At 55.7% G+C, this 20,415-nt stretch carries 18 protein-coding genes; 9 read left to right on the forward strand and 9 right to left on the reverse strand.

The genetic code is table 11. The features are described 5' to 3' along the window. Positions 1–23: 23 nt before the first annotated feature. From LX66_RS18310 to LX66_RS18320, 3 genes are all read left to right on the forward strand, one after another. Entirely contained in the window at positions 24–272 is a 249-nt protein-coding gene (locus tag LX66_RS18310) for a hypothetical protein (protein ID WP_145716246.1), read from the forward strand. A 132-nt stretch (positions 273–404) separates the two neighbouring features. Beyond that, the gene (locus LX66_RS18315; RefSeq protein ID WP_145716248.1) at positions 405–650 is read left to right on the forward strand and encodes a hypothetical protein; all 246 of its coding nucleotides are present in this window, start codon (positions 405–407) and stop codon (positions 648–650) included. Positions 651–852: 202 nt separating this feature from the next. Continuing rightward, a complete protein-coding gene (locus LX66_RS18320) occupies positions 853–2,643 on the forward strand; it encodes an ABC transporter ATP-binding protein (protein WP_145716250.1) in 1,791 nt (596 codons plus the stop codon). A gap of 6 nt (positions 2,644–2,649) precedes the next feature. On the opposite strand, the gene LX66_RS18325 is transcribed toward LX66_RS18320, so the two are convergent. Together LX66_RS18325 and LX66_RS18330 are read right to left on the reverse strand one after the other, a co-directional pair. Then, positions 2,650–3,132 (reverse strand): acyl-CoA thioesterase, encoded by a 483-nt coding sequence (locus LX66_RS18325; RefSeq protein WP_145716252.1) that lies wholly within the window; start codon positions 3,130–3,132, stop codon positions 2,650–2,652. 57 nt (positions 3,133–3,189) lie between these two features. Next, on the reverse strand, positions 3,190–5,673 hold the full coding sequence (locus tag LX66_RS18330) for a TonB-dependent receptor domain-containing protein (protein ID WP_145716254.1): 2,484 nt from the start codon (positions 5,671–5,673) through the stop codon (positions 3,190–3,192). Positions 5,674–5,843: 170 nt separating this feature from the next. Here LX66_RS18330 and LX66_RS18335 point away from each other — a divergent pair, with 170 nt between their 5' ends. The 3 genes from LX66_RS18335 (at position 5,844) to LX66_RS18345 (ending at position 8,838) form a co-directional block, all read left to right on the forward strand. Next, positions 5,844–6,605 carry a DUF695 domain-containing protein gene (locus LX66_RS18335; protein WP_145716256.1) on the forward strand — a complete coding sequence of 254 codons (762 nt, stop codon included), beginning with the start codon at positions 5,844–5,846 and terminating at the stop codon, positions 6,603–6,605. A gap of 59 nt (positions 6,606–6,664) precedes the next feature. Next, positions 6,665–6,826: a DUF1328 domain-containing protein gene (locus tag LX66_RS18340; RefSeq protein ID WP_145716258.1), complete on the forward strand. Its 162-nt coding sequence runs from the start codon at positions 6,665–6,667 to the stop codon at positions 6,824–6,826. Between the two features lie 167 nt (positions 6,827–6,993). Then, positions 6,994–8,838, forward strand: coding sequence for a BamA/TamA family outer membrane protein (locus LX66_RS18345; protein ID WP_145716260.1), 1,845 nt, complete (start codon positions 6,994–6,996; stop codon positions 8,836–8,838). A gap of 18 nt (positions 8,839–8,856) precedes the next feature. Here LX66_RS18345 and LX66_RS18350 read toward each other — a convergent pair whose 3' ends face one another. The 5 genes from LX66_RS18350 to LX66_RS18370 are packed head-to-tail and all read right to left on the reverse strand — an operon-like array spanning position 8,857 to position 14,749. Continuing rightward, on the reverse strand, positions 8,857–11,163 hold the full coding sequence (locus tag LX66_RS18350; protein ID WP_145716262.1) for an FdhF/YdeP family oxidoreductase: 2,307 nt from the start codon (positions 11,161–11,163) through the stop codon (positions 8,857–8,859). A 47-nt stretch (positions 11,164–11,210) separates the two neighbouring features. Beyond that, positions 11,211–12,050, reverse strand: a complete 840-nt coding sequence (gene fdhD / locus LX66_RS18355) for a formate dehydrogenase accessory sulfurtransferase FdhD (RefSeq protein WP_145716264.1) — start codon at positions 12,048–12,050, stop codon at positions 11,211–11,213. Between the two features lie 48 nt (positions 12,051–12,098). Next, complete coding sequence (locus LX66_RS18360) at positions 12,099–13,733, reverse strand: SulP family inorganic anion transporter (RefSeq protein WP_145716266.1); 1,635 nt, start codon at positions 13,731–13,733, stop codon at positions 12,099–12,101. Between the two features lie 6 nt (positions 13,734–13,739). Beyond that, positions 13,740–14,303: a class I SAM-dependent methyltransferase gene (locus LX66_RS18365; RefSeq protein WP_158642674.1), complete on the reverse strand. Its 564-nt coding sequence runs from the start codon at positions 14,301–14,303 to the stop codon at positions 13,740–13,742. Between the two features lie 29 nt (positions 14,304–14,332). Beyond that, the gene (locus LX66_RS18370; protein WP_145716270.1) at positions 14,333–14,749 is read right to left on the reverse strand and encodes a hypothetical protein; all 417 of its coding nucleotides are present in this window, start codon (positions 14,747–14,749) and stop codon (positions 14,333–14,335) included. Between the two features lie 100 nt (positions 14,750–14,849). On the opposite strand from LX66_RS18370, the gene LX66_RS18375 reads away from it, so the two are divergent. Together LX66_RS18375 and ypfJ are read left to right on the forward strand one after the other, a co-directional pair. Then, entirely contained in the window at positions 14,850–15,563 is a 714-nt protein-coding gene (locus tag LX66_RS18375) for a Crp/Fnr family transcriptional regulator (protein ID WP_145716271.1), read from the forward strand. 54 nt (positions 15,564–15,617) lie between these two features. Then, positions 15,618–16,463, forward strand: coding sequence for a KPN_02809 family neutral zinc metallopeptidase (gene ypfJ, locus LX66_RS18380; RefSeq protein WP_145716273.1), 846 nt, complete (start codon positions 15,618–15,620; stop codon positions 16,461–16,463). An 11-nt stretch (positions 16,464–16,474) separates the two neighbouring features. On the opposite strand, the gene LX66_RS18385 is transcribed toward ypfJ, so the two are convergent. Together LX66_RS18385 and LX66_RS18390 are read right to left on the reverse strand one after the other, a co-directional pair. Next, on the reverse strand, positions 16,475–18,469 hold the full coding sequence (locus tag LX66_RS18385) for an ATP-binding protein (RefSeq protein ID WP_145716275.1): 1,995 nt from the start codon (positions 18,467–18,469) through the stop codon (positions 16,475–16,477). Between the two features lie 129 nt (positions 18,470–18,598). After that, positions 18,599–18,988, reverse strand: coding sequence for a VOC family protein (locus LX66_RS18390; RefSeq protein ID WP_145716277.1), 390 nt, complete (start codon positions 18,986–18,988; stop codon positions 18,599–18,601). A gap of 134 nt (positions 18,989–19,122) precedes the next feature. On the opposite strand from LX66_RS18390, the gene LX66_RS18395 reads away from it, so the two are divergent. After that, on the forward strand, positions 19,123–20,358 hold the full coding sequence (locus tag LX66_RS18395) for a TCR/Tet family MFS transporter (RefSeq protein ID WP_145716279.1): 1,236 nt from the start codon (positions 19,123–19,125) through the stop codon (positions 20,356–20,358). The last annotated feature ends 57 nt before the right edge of the window (positions 20,359–20,415 follow it).

Consider the following 20,415-nt stretch of genomic DNA (forward strand, 5'->3'; position numbering starts at 1 on the left):
GTTTAACGTAAATGCTTCCTGATATGAATAAAATAAAAATAGAAAAGGCGTCGCTTTACAAACTGGGGATGACCATTTGCCTGGCTATGATCATCAGCATGTTCCTGTTCGCCTGCGGCAGCTCCCGCAACAGTGGCACCGGCGAGGATATGAATGATATAGACACCTCTTCCGATGTGATACAGGACACCTCGGGCGCCATGCGGGATACTTCCATGTACCCGGATACTTCTTCCATGAACCGGGTGCCGCCGGAAGATGGCGGGCAATAAGCCGTTAAAAACTGTTCATTACTGTAACATAAAACTATTAATGTATGAAACCGAGCATGATAAACATTGCTAATACAGGGGCAGGTTAATGCGAGGTTCCATACGACCTTTAAAAAATAAAAATATTATCGTATGAAAAGCAAGTGTTTATACCTGCTGCTGGCGGCCGGCCTTTCCGGCGCACTCTTAACCGCCTGCGGCAGCGGCCAGAATACCAATACGGATTCCTCGATGCTGGAATCACCCGATAGCGTGCTGACCATGCCGGATACCGCCATGACAAGGGATACAGCCCCGAGCGCGGTACAGCCGCCGGGCGCTATCAACCCGGGCTCCGATTCTGCCCGCTACGGTACGGAAAGACGTACAGATCAATAAGGGTTTTACCCGTCAATTGTGAGAAGGAAAGGGATCACAGGGCCGGCCAGGTTTTGTGATCCTTTCTTTTTTCCGCCCCGCTTTTTTTATCTCCCGGATTTAAAATATATTGCCCCGCCTGTTCGTCCTATATGCTGACTGAACAAATATCAATGAACCCTTATACGCTGTACGAACAGTAATTTTTTAATGATCCGGACCGATGCGATACTTCGATTTCAAGAAAAGCTTCCGTAAGAACTTCAATATACAATCCCTCCGGAAAACGTTGCGGCTGTACAAGTATGTAAAGCCCTACTGGCCGGAGTTCAGCCTGGGTATGCTCTTCCTGTTCATTTCCAGCCTGGCGGGACTGGCCTTTCCCAAGCTGCTGGGCGACCTGGTGGATTCCAGCGCCCAGGGCCACCTGATGGAGAACATCAACCGCCTGGGATTGCTGCTGGCGGCCGTGCTGGTAGGACAGGCCGTGTTTTCCTATTTCCGCATCGTGCTGTTTGTGAACGTTACGGAAAAAACACTGGCCAGCCTGCGGCAGCATATTTACAACCACCTCATCCGGCTGCCCATGAAATTTTTCCTGAACAGGAGGGTGGGAGAGCTGGGCAGCCGTATCTCCTCAGACATTTCCCTGCTGCAGGAAACCTTCACCACCACCATCGCGGAATTTATCCGGCAGATCATCGTGATCGTGGGGGGCATTGCCCTGCTGCTGCATACTTCCGCCAAGCTCACCGTGTTCATGCTGGCCATATTCCCGGTCATCATGCTCATTGCCTATTTCTTCGGCCGCTTTATACGCCGTTTTTCCAAGCAGGTGCAAACGCAGGTGGCGGAGGCCAACACCATCGTGGAGGAAACCCTGCAGGGCATCCTGAACGTAAAGGCCTTCGCCAACGAGTTCTTTGAAATGAAACGCTACCGGCAAAAGACCCTGGAAGCCGCCGCCACCGGCATGAAAAGCGGCAAGTACCGGGGCGCCTTTTCCTCCTTCCTGATCATGGGTATTTTCGGCGCCATGGTGGCCGTTATCTGGAAAGGGGCGCTGCTCATCTCCACCGGCGAAATGTCCTCCGCCGGCGAGCTGTTCTCCTTTATCATTTACTCCGGCTTTATCGGCGGCTCCGTTACCGGCCTGGCGGAAGTATATACCAATATCCAGAAAAGCATGGGGGCTACGGAAAACCTCCTGGAAATACTGGACGAGCCGGCAGAGCCCATCACAGACAGCTCGCAGGTAGCGCCGGAGCATCACCTGGGCGGGCAGATCTCCTTTGAGAACGTTACCTTCCACTATCCCTCCCGGGAAGATATTCATGTGCTGACGGATGTGTCATTCCAGGTGGAAGCCGACCAGCAGGTGGCCCTGGTAGGCCCCAGCGGCGCCGGCAAAAGCACCATCGTATCGCTGCTGCTGCGCCTGTACGATCCCGTGGGCGGGCATATCGCCTATGACGGAAAGAACAGCGCAGACATCCCGCTGTCCGCCCTGCGCGCGCAGATGGCGGTAGTGCCCCAGGACGTGTTCCTGTTTGGCGGCAACATCCGCGAGAACATTGCCTACGGCAAGCCGGGGGCGACAGACGACGAAATTATGGAAGCAGCCAGGAAGGCCAATGCCTGGGAATTCATACAGCGCTTTCCGCAGGGGCTGGATACGGTGGTGGGAGAGCGGGGCATACAACTGTCAGGCGGGCAGCGCCAGCGCATTGCCATTGCGCGCGCCGTGCTCAAGGATCCCCGCATCCTGATACTGGATGAGGCTACCTCCGCCCTGGACTCCGAGTCGGAAAGGCTGGTGCAGGACGCCCTGGAAAAACTGATGGAAGGCCGTACCTCCATCGTGATCGCTCACCGCCTGTCCACCGTTCGCAAGGCAGACAAGATCATTGTGCTGGACAAAGGACAGATCGTGGAGGAAGGTACCCATAAGGAGCTGATCGGCGTAGCCGGCGGCTTGTATAAGAACCTCAGCGAGATGCAGTTCACACACTAGCTGCAATTACAAATACGGTTTCATCTCCTCTTCTATATTCTTTCGCAGGTCCATCAGGCGCTGGGCATAATCGTGCATGTGCAGCTCTTCTTCCGTTTCCGGCGTCCATTTGGGCACGGGCACGGTTTTGCCGTTATCGTCCACGGCCGCAAATACCATGATGCAGTGGGTGGTTTTAATGCGGTGGCTTTCCCGCGGGTTGGACGCATACACGTTAATGGCGATATGCATGCTGCTGTTGCCGGTGTAGATCACGGAAGCGGTGATCTCTACGAGGTGGCCGATGGCAATGGGCTGGTAAAAGCGGATGCCGCCTACGTATACGGTTACACAGTATTGCCCGCTCCATTGGGCGGCGCAGGTATAGCCTGCCTGGTCTATCCATTTCATTACGGCGCCGCCGTGCACTTTGCCGCCAAAGTTCACATCGGAAGGCTGGGCCAGGAAACGAAGGGTAATGGAGTGGTTGTGGTGTATATTTTCTGCCATGAGGGTCAAATATAGAATGTAAAATTCCAAATGTAAAATTTTACATTTATCATTCCATCACCCATCATTATCCATCTGCTGTTGCTGGTCGCCCTCACCGCCGCGGTTTACGCGGCGTTTGAACAGGTTCACATCCATTTTGCCAAAGCGCCAGGATACGTTCAGGCGCAGCTCGCGGGAGGCGCGCTTGCGGTACCTTTCCTGTTCGGCAAATTCGGTGCGGGTCCAGCTCAGGTCCCTGTCCTGGTTAAAGATGTCTTCCAGGGCCAGGGTCACCGAAAGGGATTTATCCTTCAGGAAATCTTTCCGGATGGCCATGTCTATCTGGTACTCTGCCGCTTCTTCGCCCTGCGGCTGTATCCGTTTGGATTCATAGTTGCCGGTTACCTGCAGCAGCAGGTTCCAGGGCAGCTTGGTGTTGCTGTTCACCTTGCCGAACCATACAAAGCCGCTGTTGGTCAGGTCGGTGCCCAGGTTGTCGGCGTTCACCTTGGTCTGGGCCAGGTTCAGGTTGGTGGTAATGTCCCAGCCGGGCAGTATCTCGTTGCGCACGGTAAATTCCGCGCCCCAGGCATTGCGGGTAGCGGCGTTCACCGGGTAGGAGAGCACTACTTTCTGCGGCTGGTCGTTGAGGATCAGCGTGGTATCGGTATAGAAGTCCGTAATGGCGTTGTTGGTGTTCCGGTAATACAGCGATACCATTACGTTGTGCTTTTGCGCAAACGTTTTCAGGTAAGACAGTTCAAAAGAGTTGGTGAACTCCGGCCGTAATGCCGGGTTGCCGCGGCTGGCGCTCTGCGCATTGTATTCCAGGTTGGGGAGCAGGTCACGGAACCAGGGGCGGCGGATACGGCGGCTGTAGTTGGCCTGCAGCTCATGATCGCCCTTCAGCTTCTGCGACAGGAATACGCTGGGGAACAGGCTCACCGGGTAGTCTATCTCGTACTCGCTGTTCTTGGCGCTTTGCATATTGCCGTTGTAGAAGGACTGTTCGGCCCTTACGCCGGCCTGGTAGCCGAAGTCCTTGATGGTGCCGCTGTAGTTGACATACGCGGCGTTCACATGCTCTTTATAGTGGTACCTGTTGGACAGGGCGCTGTCCAGCTCAAACTCGCCGGTTTGATAGTTCAGGCCCATGGTGGTCATCTGGTTGTTGAAGGTGCGGGCCGTGGTCCTTAAGCCGGCCTCCAGTTTTGAGTTTTCCGTCACAGGGTCCACGTAGTCTATCTGGCCGGTGAAATAGGTGGTATTACCGTCGCCGCGGCCATAGCGCAGCTCCGGCTGGCGGGGCTCCACAATCGGCTCATGCGCCATATTGTAATACTGGAGGGAGTAATCCGTGCTGTTATCGCCGTTGGCCCGGTTGTAGTTCACGTCTGCCGTCAGCTCATGGCCTGTTTTGGCGAAGGTATGCTTGAATCCCAACTGGGTGGAGTAGTTGCGGAAGCTGCGTTCGCTGTTGTCAATGCCGGTGCCGTAGCGGATACGCTGCTGGCTGGCGTCCAGGTCATATAAGGTCTGGTCATTATCGTTCCCGAAATTGCCGGCCACAATGCCCTGGGAAATGGTCAGGGTATTGCGGTTGTCAATGAACCAGTCTACCCCCACGCGGCCAAACTGGAAGCGGCGGAAACGGTCGCCGTCCTGGTACTGGTCCAGGTAGGTAATGGTATCGGAGCCGATGTTCTTCCGGAAAAGGTGGCTGTTCATCCATCCTTTACGGCTGCGCAGGTTATAGCTCAGGAAAAAGTTGAAACGGTCCTGCCGCAGGTTCAGGTTGGCGCCGGCATTTACGCCGCCCAGCGAGGAAATGCCGGCATTGGCCGTGCCGTTGATCCCCGCTTTGCGGTTTTTCTTCAGCACAATGTTGAGGATGCCGCTGATCCCTTCCGCATCATATTTGGCGGAGGGGTTGGTGATCACTTCTATGCTTTCTATCGCGTCTGCCGGTATCTGGTCGATGGTGAGCGTGGTAGGGCGCCCGTCCACGAATATGGTGGGGCTGCCGTTGCGCACCGATACATTGCCGTCAATATCCACGTTCACGGAGGGCACCTGTTTCAGCACGTCTTCCGCGGTGCCGCCGGTGGTGGCCAGGCTCTTGCTTACATTGAACACTTTTTTATCGATGGCCATGGTATAGGTAGGTTTTTCCCCCACTACTTCCACGCCGGCCAGCGATCTTACATTAGCTTTCAGCACTACATTGCCTACATCCTTGCTGCTGTTGCCGGGCGCCAGTTGCACATTTTTATAGATGGTCGTATAACCTATGAAATTCACTCTCAGTATATAACGTCCCTGGGCCACCTGCTCAAAGCTGAAATCGCCGTTACCCTTGGACAGCATGCCGGTCACCAGCGAGGAATCCGCCTGGCGCAACAGTGCCACCGAAGCATATTCCACCGGCTTGCCGCCTGCCGCGTCCACCAGCTTTCCATAGATGGTGCCGCTGCCGCCGCCGGCCCTGCCACGCTCCTGCGCTATTGCCGTTGCGATGCCCGTAATGAATAATATCCCTAAAAAAACAAAAGTCCGCATATGTATATTTCTTCTCAGTTTTTGCTTCAATTCCTGCTTTATCTGGCCTGTAAAAGTAATAGGAATTCAACCGGTTGAAAAGCATTTATGATGAATGGGAAATAAGGAGTAAGAACGAGGGTGCAAACTTCGTACCTTTACAGCCACTTCCAATTCCAATTCGTAGCCATATGCACCGTGATTACCAACCAGACTGGGACATTTATACCTGTTCTATCGAGGACAATCCCGCTATTATAGGCTTAGACCTGGACCTGCGCCGTTTTGCGCCGTTGAAGGACAAGCCGCACGCCATTTTTATTTCCGTGTACCTCAACCATCCCCGGGCAGATGGCTTTCCGCAGGGCGATGAGTTTGCCATGCTCGGCGAGATCGAGGATTCCCTGGTAGAACAACTGGAGGTGAAGCTCAATGCTTATTTTGTGGGCCGCACCATTTCCAACGGCGTCAGGGACTTTTATTTCTATACCGGCAACACCCTGCTGCATGACAAAGCCATTGCGGATGTAATGATCAATTTTCCTGCCTACCGCTATGATTACGGGGTAAAGGAGGACCGCACCTGGGAGCTGTATTTCGATTTCCTGCTGCCGGATGTGCAGGAATTCCAGCGCATACAGAACCGCAAGGTGCTGCGCATGCTGAAAAAATATGGGGACATCGGGGAAAAGGAGCGGCAGATCGACCACTGGATCCATTTCGGCCGGGAAGGGGAACGGGAACAGTACTGGCTGCATGTAAAACAGGACGGCTTCCGCCTGGAGGAAAGCGGCCGGAGCAGGGACCCGGAATATCCCCTGGTGCTGCATATTTCCCGCAGGGACCGGGCAGACGAGCATAGTATAGACCAGGTGGTGATGTACCTCTGGGAGCTGGCCCGGGAAATGAACGGCCGCTACGATGGCTGGGAAACCACGATCATCAGCAGTTAGCTGGTAGCTGTTCTGGAATGATAATTGCTTCCGCACTTATATCACCAAAAACTGTTATTATGTTACGCTGGGCACTTATCTTCTTTATCGTTGCTATTATTGCGGCTGTATTCGGTTTTGGCGGTATTGCGGCCGGGGCGGCTTCCATTGCCAAGGTGTTATTCTTCATTTTCGTGGTATTGTTCCTGATCTCCCTGTTGTCAGGCCTTTTAAGGAAATAGACGCCGGCAGTTTTCCTTTTTTTCGTTTTGCTTTTTTTTAATAGATTACAGCCACTGTTACACGTGATTTAAGCTGTCTGAAACGATTGGGAAGACTCATTAAAATAATATGCCGGTTGATCTGCTGTTGCTGCCTCGTGCAGCCATGCATAGTGCAGGGTGGGACAATGCGCGGGGGGGACCATCCGCAACAGGAGCAGGACACTACGCCCAAACCTGCCCGTAACGGCTTTTTCAGACGCCTGGGTGAATACCGGGATTCCATACGCAATAAAAATTACCGCGATTCGCTGATCCGGCGCATTACCCGCCAGGACGCGCCGGAGCCGGTAAGCGCCGACAGCTCGCTGGTAAAAAGCGAACGGTACTTCCAGCCTTTTGCCGGCCGGGTAGTGCGCGATATCTACTACCGGCAGGTGCAGGTGTTTGGCCCCCGTAATATCAATGATACCACGTTCTCTTCCAGCATGCGGCTGCTGAAGCTGGCCAACCGCCTGCACTATACCACCAATGAATGGGTGATCCGGCAATCCCTGTTCTTCCGGGAGCACGACACCATAGATCCCTACACCATGGCCGACAATGAACGCTACCTGCGTAACCGGCCCTTTATCCAGGATGCCCGCCTGTACATCATCAACGCGGCGGCTTCCCCCGATTCCGTGGACCTGCTGGTGGTGACCAAGGACGTGTTTGAGTACGGCGCAGACCTGTCTAACCTGACCACCACCTCTTTCAGAGGCGGCGTTTCCAACAACAACCTGTTCGGCGCCGGCCAGGCGATAGATATAGGCGTATCCTGGCGTAATGACTGGCAGCCGCCCTGGGGCACCTCTATCCGCTATACCAAGTTCAATGTAGCCGGCTCCTTTATCGATGCTTCCGCAGGGTATACTACCCTGAACGACTATACGCCGGTGGCCCTGGATACCGGCGTGCTCGAAGGGTCTTATTATATCAATATCAACCGGCCCCTGTACCGCAACAGTGCGGCCCTGGTAGGGGGCCTGTTCCTGGCCGAGAATTTCTCCATCAACCACTGGAGCCGCCCGGACAGCCTGTACCGCGACTACCGCTACCAGGTAATAGACGGATGGATAGGCTATAACTTCATACGTCCCACCAAAAAGGAGCTGGATGAAAGCTACAAGCCCAACGTGGCCATCCTGCTGCGCCACTATAACCTGTTCTTCCAGCGAAGCCCGCACCAGCCCAAGTTCCAGGCAGACCCGGTGTACAATGACCGGCGCTATTACCTGGCGCAGCTCAGGGCTTTCCGGCAGGACTTCTTCAAGGCGCACCATTTCTTCGGCTTTGGCAGAACGGAGGATATTCCCCTGGGCTACAATGCGGCCATCTCCTCCGGCTGGGAAAGCTGGAAGGGACGCCGACGCCTGTATACGGCGCTGGAAATGCAGAAGTTCTGGAGCACCCGGCGGCAGGGACTTTTCAATACCATGCTGGGCCTCAGCAGCTTCTGGCGCAACCGGGCTTCCGAGGACGCCGTGATACATGCCCGGGTGGAGTATTATAGCCGCCTGCTGAACAATTTTGCCGGCGGGTACCTCCGGCAGTTCAACAGCATTGATTACCTGGGCAATCCCAATAATTTCTTTTACAAACCCCTGAGCATAGACGTGGAGAACGGCATATGGGGCTACCGCGGCACCCGCATGACGGGCTACCAGCGGCTGAACGTTAGATCGGAAACGGTGTATTACAGCCCGCTGAAAGTGCTGGGCTTCAAGTTCAATTTTTCTTCTTACCTCCAGTTCACGCAGCTTACGGAGAATAATAACAGCATCTTCAAGAACCCGCTGCGCAGCGCCGTGGGCCTGGGGGTGCGCATCCGCAACGAGAACATGTCATTCAATACCCTGCGCGTAGCCGCCTTCTATATGCCGGACGCCCCGGCGCCCGTGAACCCGCTGTTCTTCGAGATCACGACCGTAGTGGACTTCCGCTTTGATATTTCCGCGCTGCGTTCCCCGCAGTTTTTACAGTTCAGGTAAAGCAGACCTCTCAGGTTTCTAAAAGCCTGACAGGTCTTTAACAATTTTAATGATCACCAGCTTGGACACCGGCGTATTGCTCTTGTCCGCCACGCTACCCAGGGGCACCAGCACGTTGGTTTCCGGGAAATAGGTGGCCGTGCACCTTTCCGGGATATCATAGGCTACCACGATGAATTTGTGCGCCACCCGGCGCCGGCCATCCTGTTCGCTCACCAGGTCCACCACGCTGCCGGGCTGCAGGCCCGCCCGGGCAATGTCCTTTTCATGCATGAATATCACCCGGCGCTCGTTGTGCACGCCGCGGTAGCGGTCGTCCAGGCCGTACACCGTGGTATTGAACTGGTCATGGCTGCGGATGGTCATCATGGCGTATTCATCGTCCGCCAGCAGCAGGGGGGTAGTGTCCGCGATATTGAAATGCGCGCGCCCGCTTTTTTCCGTGTTAAAACGGCCTTCCCGGGCAGTGTTGGGCAGGTAGAAACCGCCGGGCCGCCGCACCCGCTCATTATACTGTTCAAAGCCGGGAATTACTTTTTCAATGTCCTGGCGGATATGATCATAATGCTGCTCATACTGCAGCCAGTTTACCCTGGAGCGGTGGCCCAGCGTAGTCCTGGCCAGCCGGCAGATGATGGCCGGCTCGCTCAGCAGCTCCGGGGATACCGGCGGCAGCACCCCTTTGGACATTTGTACCACGCCCATGGAGTTTTCGCAGGTCACGAACTGCGGCTCGCCGTTCAGGAGGTCCTGGTCGCTGCGGCCCAGGCAGGGCAGTACCAGGGCTTCCTGCCCATGCACCAGGTGGCTGCGGTTCAGCTTTGTGGATACGTGTACGGTGAGGCGGCACTGACGCAGGGCGCGGGCTGTGAGCGCGGTGTCCGGCGTGGCGGACAGGAAGTTGCCGCCCATGGCCATGAACACTTTGGCCTGCCCGTCCAGCATGGCCCGGATAGACGCTACGGTATCGTAGCCATGTGTTTGCGGCGGCACAAAGCCGTACACTTCCAGCAGGCGGCGCAGCAGGTCCGGGGAGGGCTTTTCAAAGATGCCCATGGTGCGGTCGCCCTGTACATTGCTGTGCCCGCGCACGGGACAGGTGCCGGCGCCGGGCTTGCCGATGCTGCCTTTCAGCAGCAGCAGGTTCACCACTTCCCTGATGGTGTCCACCGCGTTCTTATGCTGGGTAAGGCCCATGGCCCAGCAGGCCACGATCTTCTTTTTCTTTTGCAATACTTCCGCCGCAGCCCGGATCTGCTCCGGCGGCACCCCGCAATCTGCCGCCAGTTGTGTAAAGCTGTATTGCTGCAGGTGCTGCACATAGCTGTCATAACCAGCGGTTTGCGTGGCTATGAAATCAGCGTCCAGCACGGCGCCCGGCTGCCTGGCTTCCGCTTCCAGCAGCAGCAGGGCCAGGGCTTTCAGCAGGGCCATATCCCCGTTGATCCGCACCTGCAGGAACAGGTCGGCCAGCCTGGTCTTGATGTTCAGGATGCCGTTCACCGTCTGCGGGTTCAGGAAGTGCAGCAGCCCGGCCTCCCGCAGGGGATTGATGGCGATGATGACGGCGCCGTTCTTTTTGGCCCGCTGCAGGGCGCTCAGCATGCGCGGGTGATTGGTGCCGGGGTTCTGCCCCAGGATCAGGATCACCTCCGCCTGGTGAATATCGTCGAGGGTAACAGAGCCTTTGCCGATGCCCAGGGATTCGCCCAGGGCCACACCGCTGGATTCATGGCACATGTTGGAGCAGTCCGGCAGGTTGTTGGTGCCGTATTCCCGCACAAACAACTGGTAGAGGAAAGCCGCCTCGTTGCTGGTACGGCCGGAGGTATAGAAAATGGCTTCATCCGGTGAGGCCAGGCTGTTCAGGTGCCAGGCTATCTTATCAAAAGCGGCTTCCCAGCTAATGGGCTGGTAGTGGGTGGCGCCTGCCGGCAGGTACATGGGCTGCGCAATGCGGCCTTTCCGGCCGATCTCATGATCGCTCAGCTCCGCCAGGGAAGCCACACTGTTTTCCGAGAAAAAGGCGGGCGTCAGTTTTTTCAGGGTGGCTTCTTCCGCCACGGCTTTGGCGCCGTTCTCGCAGTATTCCGCAAAGGAGGAACGTTCGTCGTCCGGGTCGGGCCAGGCGCAACTGGGGCAGTCAAAACCGTTTTGCTGGTTGAGCTGCAGCAGCGCTTTCATGCCCCGCAGGGCGCCGGCTTCCGCCAGTATGTGCCGGGCGCTTACCAGTACGGCCGGCAGCCCGGCGGCCACTGTTTTGGGCTTGCTAAGCTTTAATCCCGTAAAGCGTTCGGGGTTTTCAGCAGCGGGTTGTGTATCCATTTCTTTTCATTTGGCAGAACGCGTAACGCTGAATGAAAGCAATTGCGTCATGCATTAAGTGTTAAGCGTTCCGCATTGGTATAAATATTACAACGTTGCTGTCTTAAAAAACCGATCAGCGTAATATCCCATTCCTGCGCCATCTTTACGGCCATGCCGGAAGGTGCGCCTACCGCCGCCACCATCGGAATGGCGGCCATAGCGGCCTTTTGGATCAGCTCAAACCCCGCCCGCCCGCTCAGCAACAGCAGGCAGCCGGGTAAGTGCGTTCCGCCGGCAGTCGCCAGCGCGGCGCCTATAACTTTGTCTACCGCGTTATGCCGGCCGATGTCCTCCCGCAGCAGCAGCAATTGCCCGTCTGCATCAAAGAGGGCGGCTGCATGCAGGCCCCCGGTATTTTCAAACAGGGATTGCTGTTGCCGCAGGATGCCCGGCAGCTCCAGCAGGCGCGCAGCCGGGAAGGTAAAGACGGAGGAAGCAGGGCGCTGCCTTACCGGCGTAAAGATATCCGCCGTGGAAGCCTTGCCGCAAACCCCGCAGCCGGAGTTGGCGTAGAAGTTACGCTGCACCGGTGGCAGCACCGGCTGTACATGCTCACGGAGGGACACCTGCAGCAGGTTGCTGTCGTTGTCCGGGGTGCGGATATCCGCGATATCGGCGGCAGAGCGGATCATGCCTTCAGTGAAGAGGAAGCCGGTAGCCAGCTCGCGGTCATCGCCCGGCGTGCGCATGGTAACGGTAACGCGCTGCTGCCGGCGGTTATGCGCAGGGCCGTGCAACAGCCTGATCTCCAGCGGTTCTTCGGCAGCCAGCGCATCTTCTGCTTCCGTCATCTGCGCGTGGTCCACTTTCGTGATACGGGTGTATAAAATAGCGGGATTAGACATGCATTAAAGTTACCGAATCGGCGCTGTATCCCAATGCATGCGGTAATATTACGCGGGCATCTCCGCCACAAGCTGTCCGCTCCTGGCCAGCGCCGCTTCAAAGGTGGGCAGTACATTGGCTTTGCCGATGGCAAATAACAAACGGGACTGGCGCAATGCCGTCATCACCTGCTCATGCTGTACCCCGGACAGTACCAGCCGGGTGCCCCGGTGCTTCAGGTCATGATATACTTCCTGCAGGGTATGAAGGCCTGTGGCGTCTATCATAGGCACTTCCCGCAGGCGGAGGATCAGCACTTTGGGCGCTTTCTCTATCAGCTTGCTGGCATCCTTGAACTTATAGGCGGCGCCAAAGAAGAAAGGCCCCGTGATCTCGAATACTTCCACCCCGGGCGGAATGTGATGGTTGGCTACGGGCAATTGCCGGTTCAGGATGTGCACCTGGCTTACCTGGGTCATTTTCCGCAGGAAAAGGAAGGCTGCCAGTATCATCCCGATCTCGATGGCCACGGTGAGGTCTATCAGCACGGTGAGCAAAAAGGTGATGACCAGTACGGTGGCGTCGCTCCTGGGGCCCTTGAGGATGGCTACGAAGTTCTGCCATTCGCTCATATTGTAGGCTACGCTTACCAGTATGCCGGCCAGCGCGGCCATGGGAATATATGCCGCCCACCTGCCCAGGAAGAGCATGATCAGCAGCAGGGTAATGGCGTGGATGATGCCCGCTACCGGGGTGCGGCCCCCGTTCCGGATATTGGTGGCTGTTCTGGCAATAGCCCCGGTGGCAGGAATGCCGCCCATCACGGAGGATACCATATTGGCAGCGCCCTGCGCTACCAGCTCCATATTGCTTTTATGCCGGCCGCCCACCATGCCATCCGCTACCACGGCGGACAGGAGGGACTCAATGCCGCCCAGCAATGCGATGGTGAAAGCCGGCCGGATCAGTTGTTTCACCGTCTCCAGGTCCACATGCGGGAGCGAAGGCGCCGGGAAGGAAGCAGGAATGTTGCCAAACCTGCTCCCGATGGTTTCCACAGGTAAATGGAATAGCTGGGCACAGACGGTAGACAAAATAATGGCCACCAGCGATCCGGGTATTTTACGCGTAACCTTTGGCCACCAGGCAATAATCGCCACTGTGCCGGCGGCTAACGCCAATGCATATATATTTATAGAAGAGATGTGCTGCATGCAGGCCGCCCACTTCTCCAGGAAGCCGGCCGGCACCGTTCCCATCTGCAGGCCCAGGAAATCCTTTACCTGGGAGGAGAAAATGATCAGCGCAATGCCGCTGGTAAAGCCGGTGATCAGGGGATGGGGAATGTATTTGATAAGGGTGCCCAGCCGCGCAATGCCCATAATAACGAGGAGGATGCCGGCCATAAAAGTGGCGATGATCAGACCATTCACGCCGTACTCCTGCACAATGCCGTAAACGATCACGATAAAGGCGCCGGTAGGGCCGCCTATCTGCACCCGGCTACCGCCCAGCGCGGAAATTACCAGCCCCGCCACTACAGCGGTCACCAGCCCTTTTTCCGGCGACACGCCGGAGGCAATGGCAAATGCAATGGCCAGCGGCAGGGCCACGATCCCTACGATCAGGCCGGCCTGCAGGTCCTTTAGAAACTGTGCTTTTGTATACCCCTGCAGGGTATGGAATAATTTGGGAATGAACATATCATCTCATCGCTTTACCCACATTTTTAACAACAGGTCGATGGAAGCATCCACCACCTGGTAGCTGGGCGGCACCTCGTTTTCCATACTGTGAAAGGTGACCAGCCGCGTACCGCTGGGCTTACTGTCCAGCGCTTTGAACAGGTAGCGGGAATAGTATACATACAGGCTGGAGGAGTATTCGATCTGCTGGTCTATACGGTCATTATCATCCAGGTTCTCAAAAAAGGCGTTATAGAAATAAAACCCGTCGTACTCCGACAGGTCTATCTGCGTAAAATTGGCGTTGATGAAATCCACATTCCCGGTACGGGTGGCCTCCTTGGCGGCCAGGGCGTAGTAATACAGCTCCCGGCGCTGCTCCACCCCGCAGAAATGCGCTTCCGGGAAGAAACGGGCGCCCACCAGGCAAAACTTCCCGACCCCGCTTCCGATGTCCAGTATCTTTCTTCCCGGTGCGTCTGCCAGGAAACGGGCGGCTTTTTTTGCTACGCTTAAAGGCGTCCAGTGCCGCCTTGACAAAAGCTGTATCCGCTCAGGGTACAGCCAGTCAAAAGCGGCATCGTTCATATAGCAGGTTGGTTTTAATAAAATGTTGTTCATGGTTCAGGTCGTGAGCGCGGCAGCGGGTTAATGTGTTTCTGGTAATCTTCCGGGGAAAGCAGGGGCTCCTGTCCGGCAAATTTCATCGGGCTGACAAAGAATACCCAGCCCTTGTCCTGCGGGCTTTCCAGTATCAGGTTGTAGTTGTCGCTCAGTTGCTGGTTGGCGCCTAAAAACTTACAGGTAACGGGTGTATGTATAGGGATAATGTAGTCCTCCGCATGCAGTTCCGCTATTAAAGTGCCTTTTTCAATGGTGCCCTTGTGCCGGTGCCATTTGATAGCGTCAATTTTCTTTATTCCTTTCAGCTTAAAGGCCGAAACGCCCACAAAACCCACCGTTCCGTTATAGTCGATCCATTCATGGTCACTGGTGAAGTGTATCCGCGGGCGCGAAACAGTTGTTACTTTCATGCCGCAAAGGTACCCCCGTACACCGTCCGTTGCATTGCAATTTTGCAACCTGAAAACTGAAAAAGATCAGTTTTGGCGCATTCCTTATCTTTGATGCTGTATGAGCATCACCGGCCTGTTTCCCATAGATAAATGGAACTTTAAATCACAATCCATTTTAAACAACCTGCCTGCAGCAGAGTATGAGCAGCTTTGCGCCCATATGATGGAACAGGAATATAAGAAAGGCGAAATACTGTTCCGGGAAGGCACGGTGCCGCAGGGCATCTTCTTTATAAAACGGGGAAAGGTAAAGAAGTACCAGGTAGACCGGGACGGGAAGGAGCAGATATTTTACGTGGCCAATTCAGGGGAGCTGATCGGCTATCACGCCATCCTGACGAATGAGCGGTACCCGGACTCCGCCGCCGTGCTGGAAGACAGCACCATCGCCTGCATTCCCAAAGAGGATTTCCTGGAAGCGCTGGAACGCTCCACCGTGTTGCCCCAGCGACTGCTCCGTACCCTGAGCCACGAGTTCACCGTGCTGACCAACAGCATATCCATTCTTGCCCAACGGTCCGTAAGGGAAAGGCTGGCGATCGCATTGATCGTGCTGCGCGAAAAATTCAAGGATGAGGCCCCGCCCGGCAAGGATATCGTGATCAATATTTCCCGCAAGGACCTGGCGAACATAGTAGGAACCGGTGATGAGAATGTAACCCGCTTTTTAACGGAATTCAAAACAGCCGGCATACTGGATACGCACGGCAGAAAGATCATGATCCGCGATGTGGGAAAACTGATCGCGCTGTCCGGTTACAACAGCCGGTAGCTCCGCATCAGCACATAACAGAAAAATTGTAACTTGTAAAAAATCCCTTCTCTCATGCGTTGGCAAAACAAAAGATTAAGCGATAACGTGGAAGATCGGCGCGGTGGCGGTGGTATGCGCACCATTGGCATCGGCGGCGGTATTGGCGGCATTATTATCATTGTGCTGGCCCTGTTGTTCAACAAGGATCCCCAGCAGGTGCTGCAGCAGGTGCAGCAGGGGGGAGGCGGCGCCGTACAATCTACGGAACAGGTAACGGAAGGCAGCGATGAAACGGCGCGCTTTGCTTCTACCGTGCTGGCCTATACGGAGGATGTATGGGCAGAACAGTTCCGCGCACTGAACAAAACCTATATACCGCCCAAAATGGTGCTGTTCAGCAATGCCACGGAAGGCGGCTGCGGCTTTGCCCAATCCGCCATGGGTCCTTTCTACTGCCCGGCAGACAGCAAGGTGTACCTGGACCTGACCTTCTTCAATGAAATGCAGCAGCGCTTTAACGTGGTAGGCGATTTTGCCATGGCTTATGTGATTGCGCACGAGGTAGGACATCACGTGCAGAACCTGCTCGGCATCAGCGACCGGGTACAGGCCATGCGCGCCCGCCTGAGCCAGACGGAATACAACAAGCTGTCCGTAAAACTGGAGCTGCAGGCCGATTTCCTGGCCGGCGTATGGGCGCATCACGCACAGCGCATGGACAACATACTGGAAAGCGGCGATATGGAGGAAGCGCTCAATGCGGCCAGCGCCGTTGGGGACGACAAACTGCAGCAGGCCACCCAGGGCCACGTGGTGCCGGATGCTTTTACTCACGGCACCTCCGCACAGCGCATGCACTGGTTCAAAAAAGGGTTTGATACCGGCGATCTTAGCCAGGGAGACACCTTTCAGCAGTAGCAGGTAAAAAATTAATCCATCTGCACATTCGCATACCCCCGTATTTGCGTATCGGTGAGGGCTTCCTCTTCGGCCAGCGGTACCGTAAAATAAAAGCTGGTGCCCTGGCCGGGCTGGCTCCTGAACCAGATGCGGCCCTGGTTCCGCTCCACGAAATCCTTGGAGAGCGGCAGTCCCAGGCCGCAGCCTTTTTCATTCTGCGTGCCCGAAGTGGAGTAGTAAATATTGGAGAATACCTTATGCTGGTCCTTTTCAGGAATACCGATCCCTTCATCCCGTATACAGATCTCCAGGAAAGCGCCGCTCACCTGTCCTGAAATATGAATGCCTTTGCCGGCCGGCGTGAACTTGATAGCGTTGTTGATCAGGTTGCGCAGCACCACCCGGATCATTTCGGGATCTGCGTATACCAGCACCGGCCGCAGCAACTGGTGGCTAAGCTGCACTTCTTTTTGCCGTGACAGGGACTGCAGCAGCTCAAACTCCCGGTTGAACACCTCCGTGATCTCGAAATCATCTGCCTTCACCCGGATGCCCTTCATCTGGCTGCTGGCCCAGTTCAGCAGGTTGTCCATCATGTAGGCCGTGTTCTTCATGTCCCGCCATAGCTCGTCTGTGTACTGCCGGAACTGTTCCGCCGGTATCTTCCGGTCGCGCAGCAGGAACAGCATCCCTTCCAGGATGGAAAGGGGCGAGCGGAGGTCATGGGAGATCACGGAGAATATCTTGTCCTTCACCTGGTTCAGGTTCTCCAGCGTGGTGTTCTGCTCCAGTATGATACGGTTCTGCAGGGATACTTCCTCATTCCGGCTGTTCAGTTGCTGCGACAGCTCCTGCTGCCGCCTGTACAGGCGGTACAGCAGCAGCGTGATCACGAACAGGATGAGCAGCAGCAGCGAGCAAACGGCTACGAGCACACGCTGCTGGCGGATGGTGGACAGGTTCGTCTGCTGTTCCTTTTTGAGCAACTGGTTTTCCCGCTGCTTTTTTTCGGATTCGTATTTCTCCCGGGTATTGTTGATGATCCTCGCCTTTTCCACGGCGAAGAACTGGTCTTTCAGCTCCATGTACTGGTTATAGTGCTGCAAGGCGGCGGTATAATCCTGCCGGGAGGAGTCCAGCCTGGCCAGGTACAGGTAATAGATCATTTCGTTCTTGGCGTTCTGCTGGGAGGCATTGATGCCGGCGGCTTTCTGCAGGTGCGTTGCCGCCGCGGCGTAACGTTTCAGCAGGGTGTTCACCTTGCCCAGGTTCAGGTGGGCCTTGCCGGTGCCGGGCAGGTTGTCCGATGCCGTGTAGTAGCGCAGGGATTCCTCCAGGTAATGGAGCGAGGCGGCGTACTGTCCCTGCAGCTCATAGATCAGGCCCATGTTCTCATAGGTAAAGCCCAGGCCCCGCTCGTCGTGCAGGGCCAGCTTCAGCTTTTCCGATTCCCGCAGGTACAGCAGGGCGGAGTCCAGCTTGCGCAACTGCATGTAGGTAGAGCCAATGTTGTTCAGCGTTTTGGCGCTTTCCGCCTGCTCATGCAGGCGTTGCTTGATGAGCAGGGAGCGTTTGAGATAGGGCAGCGCCTGTTCAGGATGCTCCTGCTCTATGAATATATTGCCGATATCATTATACAGGATGCCGGTGGCGCGCAGTTGCCCGGAGCGTTCCGCCAGTTGCAGGGCGTTCATGGTCAGGTCCATCTGTTTGTCCAGGTTGCCTTTAGTGTTCTCCACCAGGGCCAGGTTGCGGGTGGCCCATATCAGCCCTTCGGTATACTGCAGGCTGTCGCCCAGGTGCCAGGCCTCCTGCGCATAAAGGGCGGCCATTACGGCGTCTTTGGTAAAATAGGCCCGTCCCAGTTGGTTCAGCAGCTTTACGCGTACCGTGTCACGTTGCGGATGCAACTGCAGGGCATGCAGCAGGCTGTCTATAGGTGGCGGCTGGGCGGACAAGGTCCACCGGTCCGGGAATATGAATATCCAGGTAAGTAAAAGGAATAGGAATAGCAGTACTCTCATGTTATGCCGGCATACATTGTTCAGTTGTTGGCGTATAGCAGCGGCAATGGGGGGCTTGCCTGTTCTGCGGGCCTAAAAGTAATGTTAAAAGGCGAGTAATCAAAGTCATGTGCGTTCCGGCGCGTGAGATCATCCTTTCCCGCTGAGATGTATCACATTCCCTTCCGGGTCTTCAAAATACGCTACCCGCTGGCCCCAGGGCTTGGTAACCGGCGGCACCAGCATGCGCGCGCCCTGCAGCTCCAGCCGTTCGCAGGCCAGGTCCACGTTGTCCGTGTACAGGCATAGCTCAAACTGTTTGTTGGCATTGAGCAGGATATTTTTTTCCACATGCTCTTCTGCAGCCTCGTAAAGGGTCAGTCCCAGGGCGGCATCTCCCAGCTTCAGGAATACGTAGGAGGGCGTTTCCGGCGCCGCCGGCCACTGGCGGATATGCCCGAAGCCCAGCACCCGGCAATAGAAGTCCACGCAGGAAGCCAGGTCCTTTACATAAATAATGGGGAAGGGGTTGCGGAACATCACTGGAAAGAATTAATAATTAACAATGATACGTAACAAATGTGCTCACCGGAGCATTATTGCTCAAAATTATTAATTCTTAATTATTCATTATTAATTAAATAAAATAACTTGCGCCAAATTTCCCGGATTATATGACTGTTAAACGGAATGCTGCCCTGGGGTTCATTTTTGTAACGGTATTGATAGATGTTATCGGCTTTGGTATCATTATTCCCGTAATGCCCAGTCTTATTGAGCACCTCACCGGAGAGGGACTGAGCGAGGCCTCCCGCTACGGCGGCTGGCTCCTGTTCGCCTTTGCCACCATGCAGTTCTTTTGCTCTCCCATAGTAGGGGGGCTTAGTGACCGCTATGGCAGGCGGCCGGTGCTGCTGCTGGCGCTGCTGGGATTTGCGCTGGACTATCTTTTCCTGGCCTTTGCGCCTACTATCGGCTGGCTGTTTGTAGGGCGCATTATTGCCGGCGCTACCGGCGCCAGTTTTACTACCGCTACCGCCTATATTGCGGATATCAGTGAACCGGAAAAAAGGGCCCAGAATTTCGGCATGGTGGGCGCCGCCTTTGGTCTCGGCTTTATCATAGGGCCGGTGATAGGCGGGCTTTTCAGCCACTGGGGACCGCGGGCGCCTTTCCTGGCGGCCGCCGCGCTCACTTTCCTGAATGTGCTGTATGGCTATTTCATACTGCCGGAATCGTTAATGCCGGAGAACCGCCGCGCGTTTGACTGGAAACGGGCCAATCCCGTAGGCTCCCTGGCGCATCTCTGGCGCTATCCCATCGTAACAGGGCTGATCGCCTCCCTCATACTGATCTATGTGGCGGCGCATGCCGTCCAGTCCACCTGGAGCTACTATACCATGCAGAAGTTTGAATGGGACGAGAAATGGGTAGGGTACTCGCTAGGCTTCGTAGGGCTGCTGATAGCGTTGGTACAGGGCCTGCTCATCCGGATCACCATTCCGAAGCTGGGGCAGAAGTGGTCCATTTACACGGGCTTGCTGCTGTACACCGTGGGGCTTACGCTGTTTGCCTTTGCCAGCCAGGGCTGGATGATGTTCGCCTTCCTGGTGCCGTACTGCCTGGGCGGTATTTGCGGGCCGGCATTGCAGGGCGTGATCTCTACCCAGGTGCCCGCCAGCGAGCAGGGAGAGCTGCAGGGCGCCCTCACCAGCCTGATGAGCGCCACGGCCATTATCGGGCCGCCTGTTATGACCAATCTTTTTGCCTGGTTCACGGAGTCCGGCGCACCGGTGTATTTCCCGGGCGCACCTTTCCTGGCCGGCGCGGTACTAACGCTGATCAGTATACTTTTATCCCGGCAATCGCTGTCGCTTCTCCCGACGCGCAGCGCAATTAAGAATGAATAATTAATAATTAATAATTTTGAACAATAGTGTTTCATTGAAACACCAGTGCCACGATTA

It is taken from the genome of Chitinophaga japonensis (assembly GCF_007830125.1).
Classification (GTDB): Bacteria; Bacteroidota; Bacteroidia; order Chitinophagales; family Chitinophagaceae; genus Chitinophaga; species Chitinophaga japonensis.

Bases quoted from the DNA above. Each gene is read 5' to 3' on its own strand.
- fdhD (WP_145716264.1), bottom strand. From the start codon at position 12,050: ATGTCTAATCCCGCTATTTTATACACCCGTATCACGAAAGTGGACCAC.
- LX66_RS18335 (WP_145716256.1), top strand. From the start codon at position 5,844: ATGCACCGTGATTACCAACCAGACTGGGACATTTATACCTGTTCTATC.
- LX66_RS18350 (WP_145716262.1), bottom strand. From the start codon at position 11,163: ATGGATACACAACCCGCTGCTGAAAACCCCGAACGCTTTACGGGATTA.
- LX66_RS18395 (WP_145716279.1), top strand. From the start codon at position 19,123: ATGACTGTTAAACGGAATGCTGCCCTGGGGTTCATTTTTGTAACGGTA.
- LX66_RS18345 (WP_145716260.1), top strand. From the start codon at position 6,994: ATGCGCGGGGGGGACCATCCGCAACAGGAGCAGGACACTACGCCCAAA.
- LX66_RS18325 (WP_145716252.1), bottom strand. From the start codon at position 3,132: ATGGCAGAAAATATACACCACAACCACTCCATTACCCTTCGTTTCCTG.
- LX66_RS18310 (WP_145716246.1), top strand. From the start codon at position 24: ATGAATAAAATAAAAATAGAAAAGGCGTCGCTTTACAAACTGGGGATG.
- ypfJ (WP_145716273.1), top strand. From the start codon at position 15,618: ATGCGTTGGCAAAACAAAAGATTAAGCGATAACGTGGAAGATCGGCGC.
- LX66_RS18365 (WP_158642674.1), bottom strand. From the start codon at position 14,303: ATGAACGATGCCGCTTTTGACTGGCTGTACCCTGAGCGGATACAGCTT.
- LX66_RS18315 (WP_145716248.1), top strand. From the start codon at position 405: ATGAAAAGCAAGTGTTTATACCTGCTGCTGGCGGCCGGCCTTTCCGGC.
- LX66_RS18340 (WP_145716258.1), top strand. From the start codon at position 6,665: ATGTTACGCTGGGCACTTATCTTCTTTATCGTTGCTATTATTGCGGCT.
- LX66_RS18320 (WP_145716250.1), top strand. From the start codon at position 853: ATGCGATACTTCGATTTCAAGAAAAGCTTCCGTAAGAACTTCAATATA.
- LX66_RS18360 (WP_145716266.1), bottom strand. From the start codon at position 13,733: ATGTTCATTCCCAAATTATTCCATACCCTGCAGGGGTATACAAAAGCA.
- LX66_RS18390 (WP_145716277.1), bottom strand. From the start codon at position 18,988: ATGTTCCGCAACCCCTTCCCCATTATTTATGTAAAGGACCTGGCTTCC.
- LX66_RS18375 (WP_145716271.1), top strand. From the start codon at position 14,850: ATGAGCATCACCGGCCTGTTTCCCATAGATAAATGGAACTTTAAATCA.
- LX66_RS18385 (WP_145716275.1), bottom strand. From the start codon at position 18,469: ATGAGAGTACTGCTATTCCTATTCCTTTTACTTACCTGGATATTCATA.
- LX66_RS18330 (WP_145716254.1), bottom strand. From the start codon at position 5,673: ATGCGGACTTTTGTTTTTTTAGGGATATTATTCATTACGGGCATCGCA.
- LX66_RS18370 (WP_145716270.1), bottom strand. From the start codon at position 14,749: ATGAAAGTAACAACTGTTTCGCGCCCGCGGATACACTTCACCAGTGAC.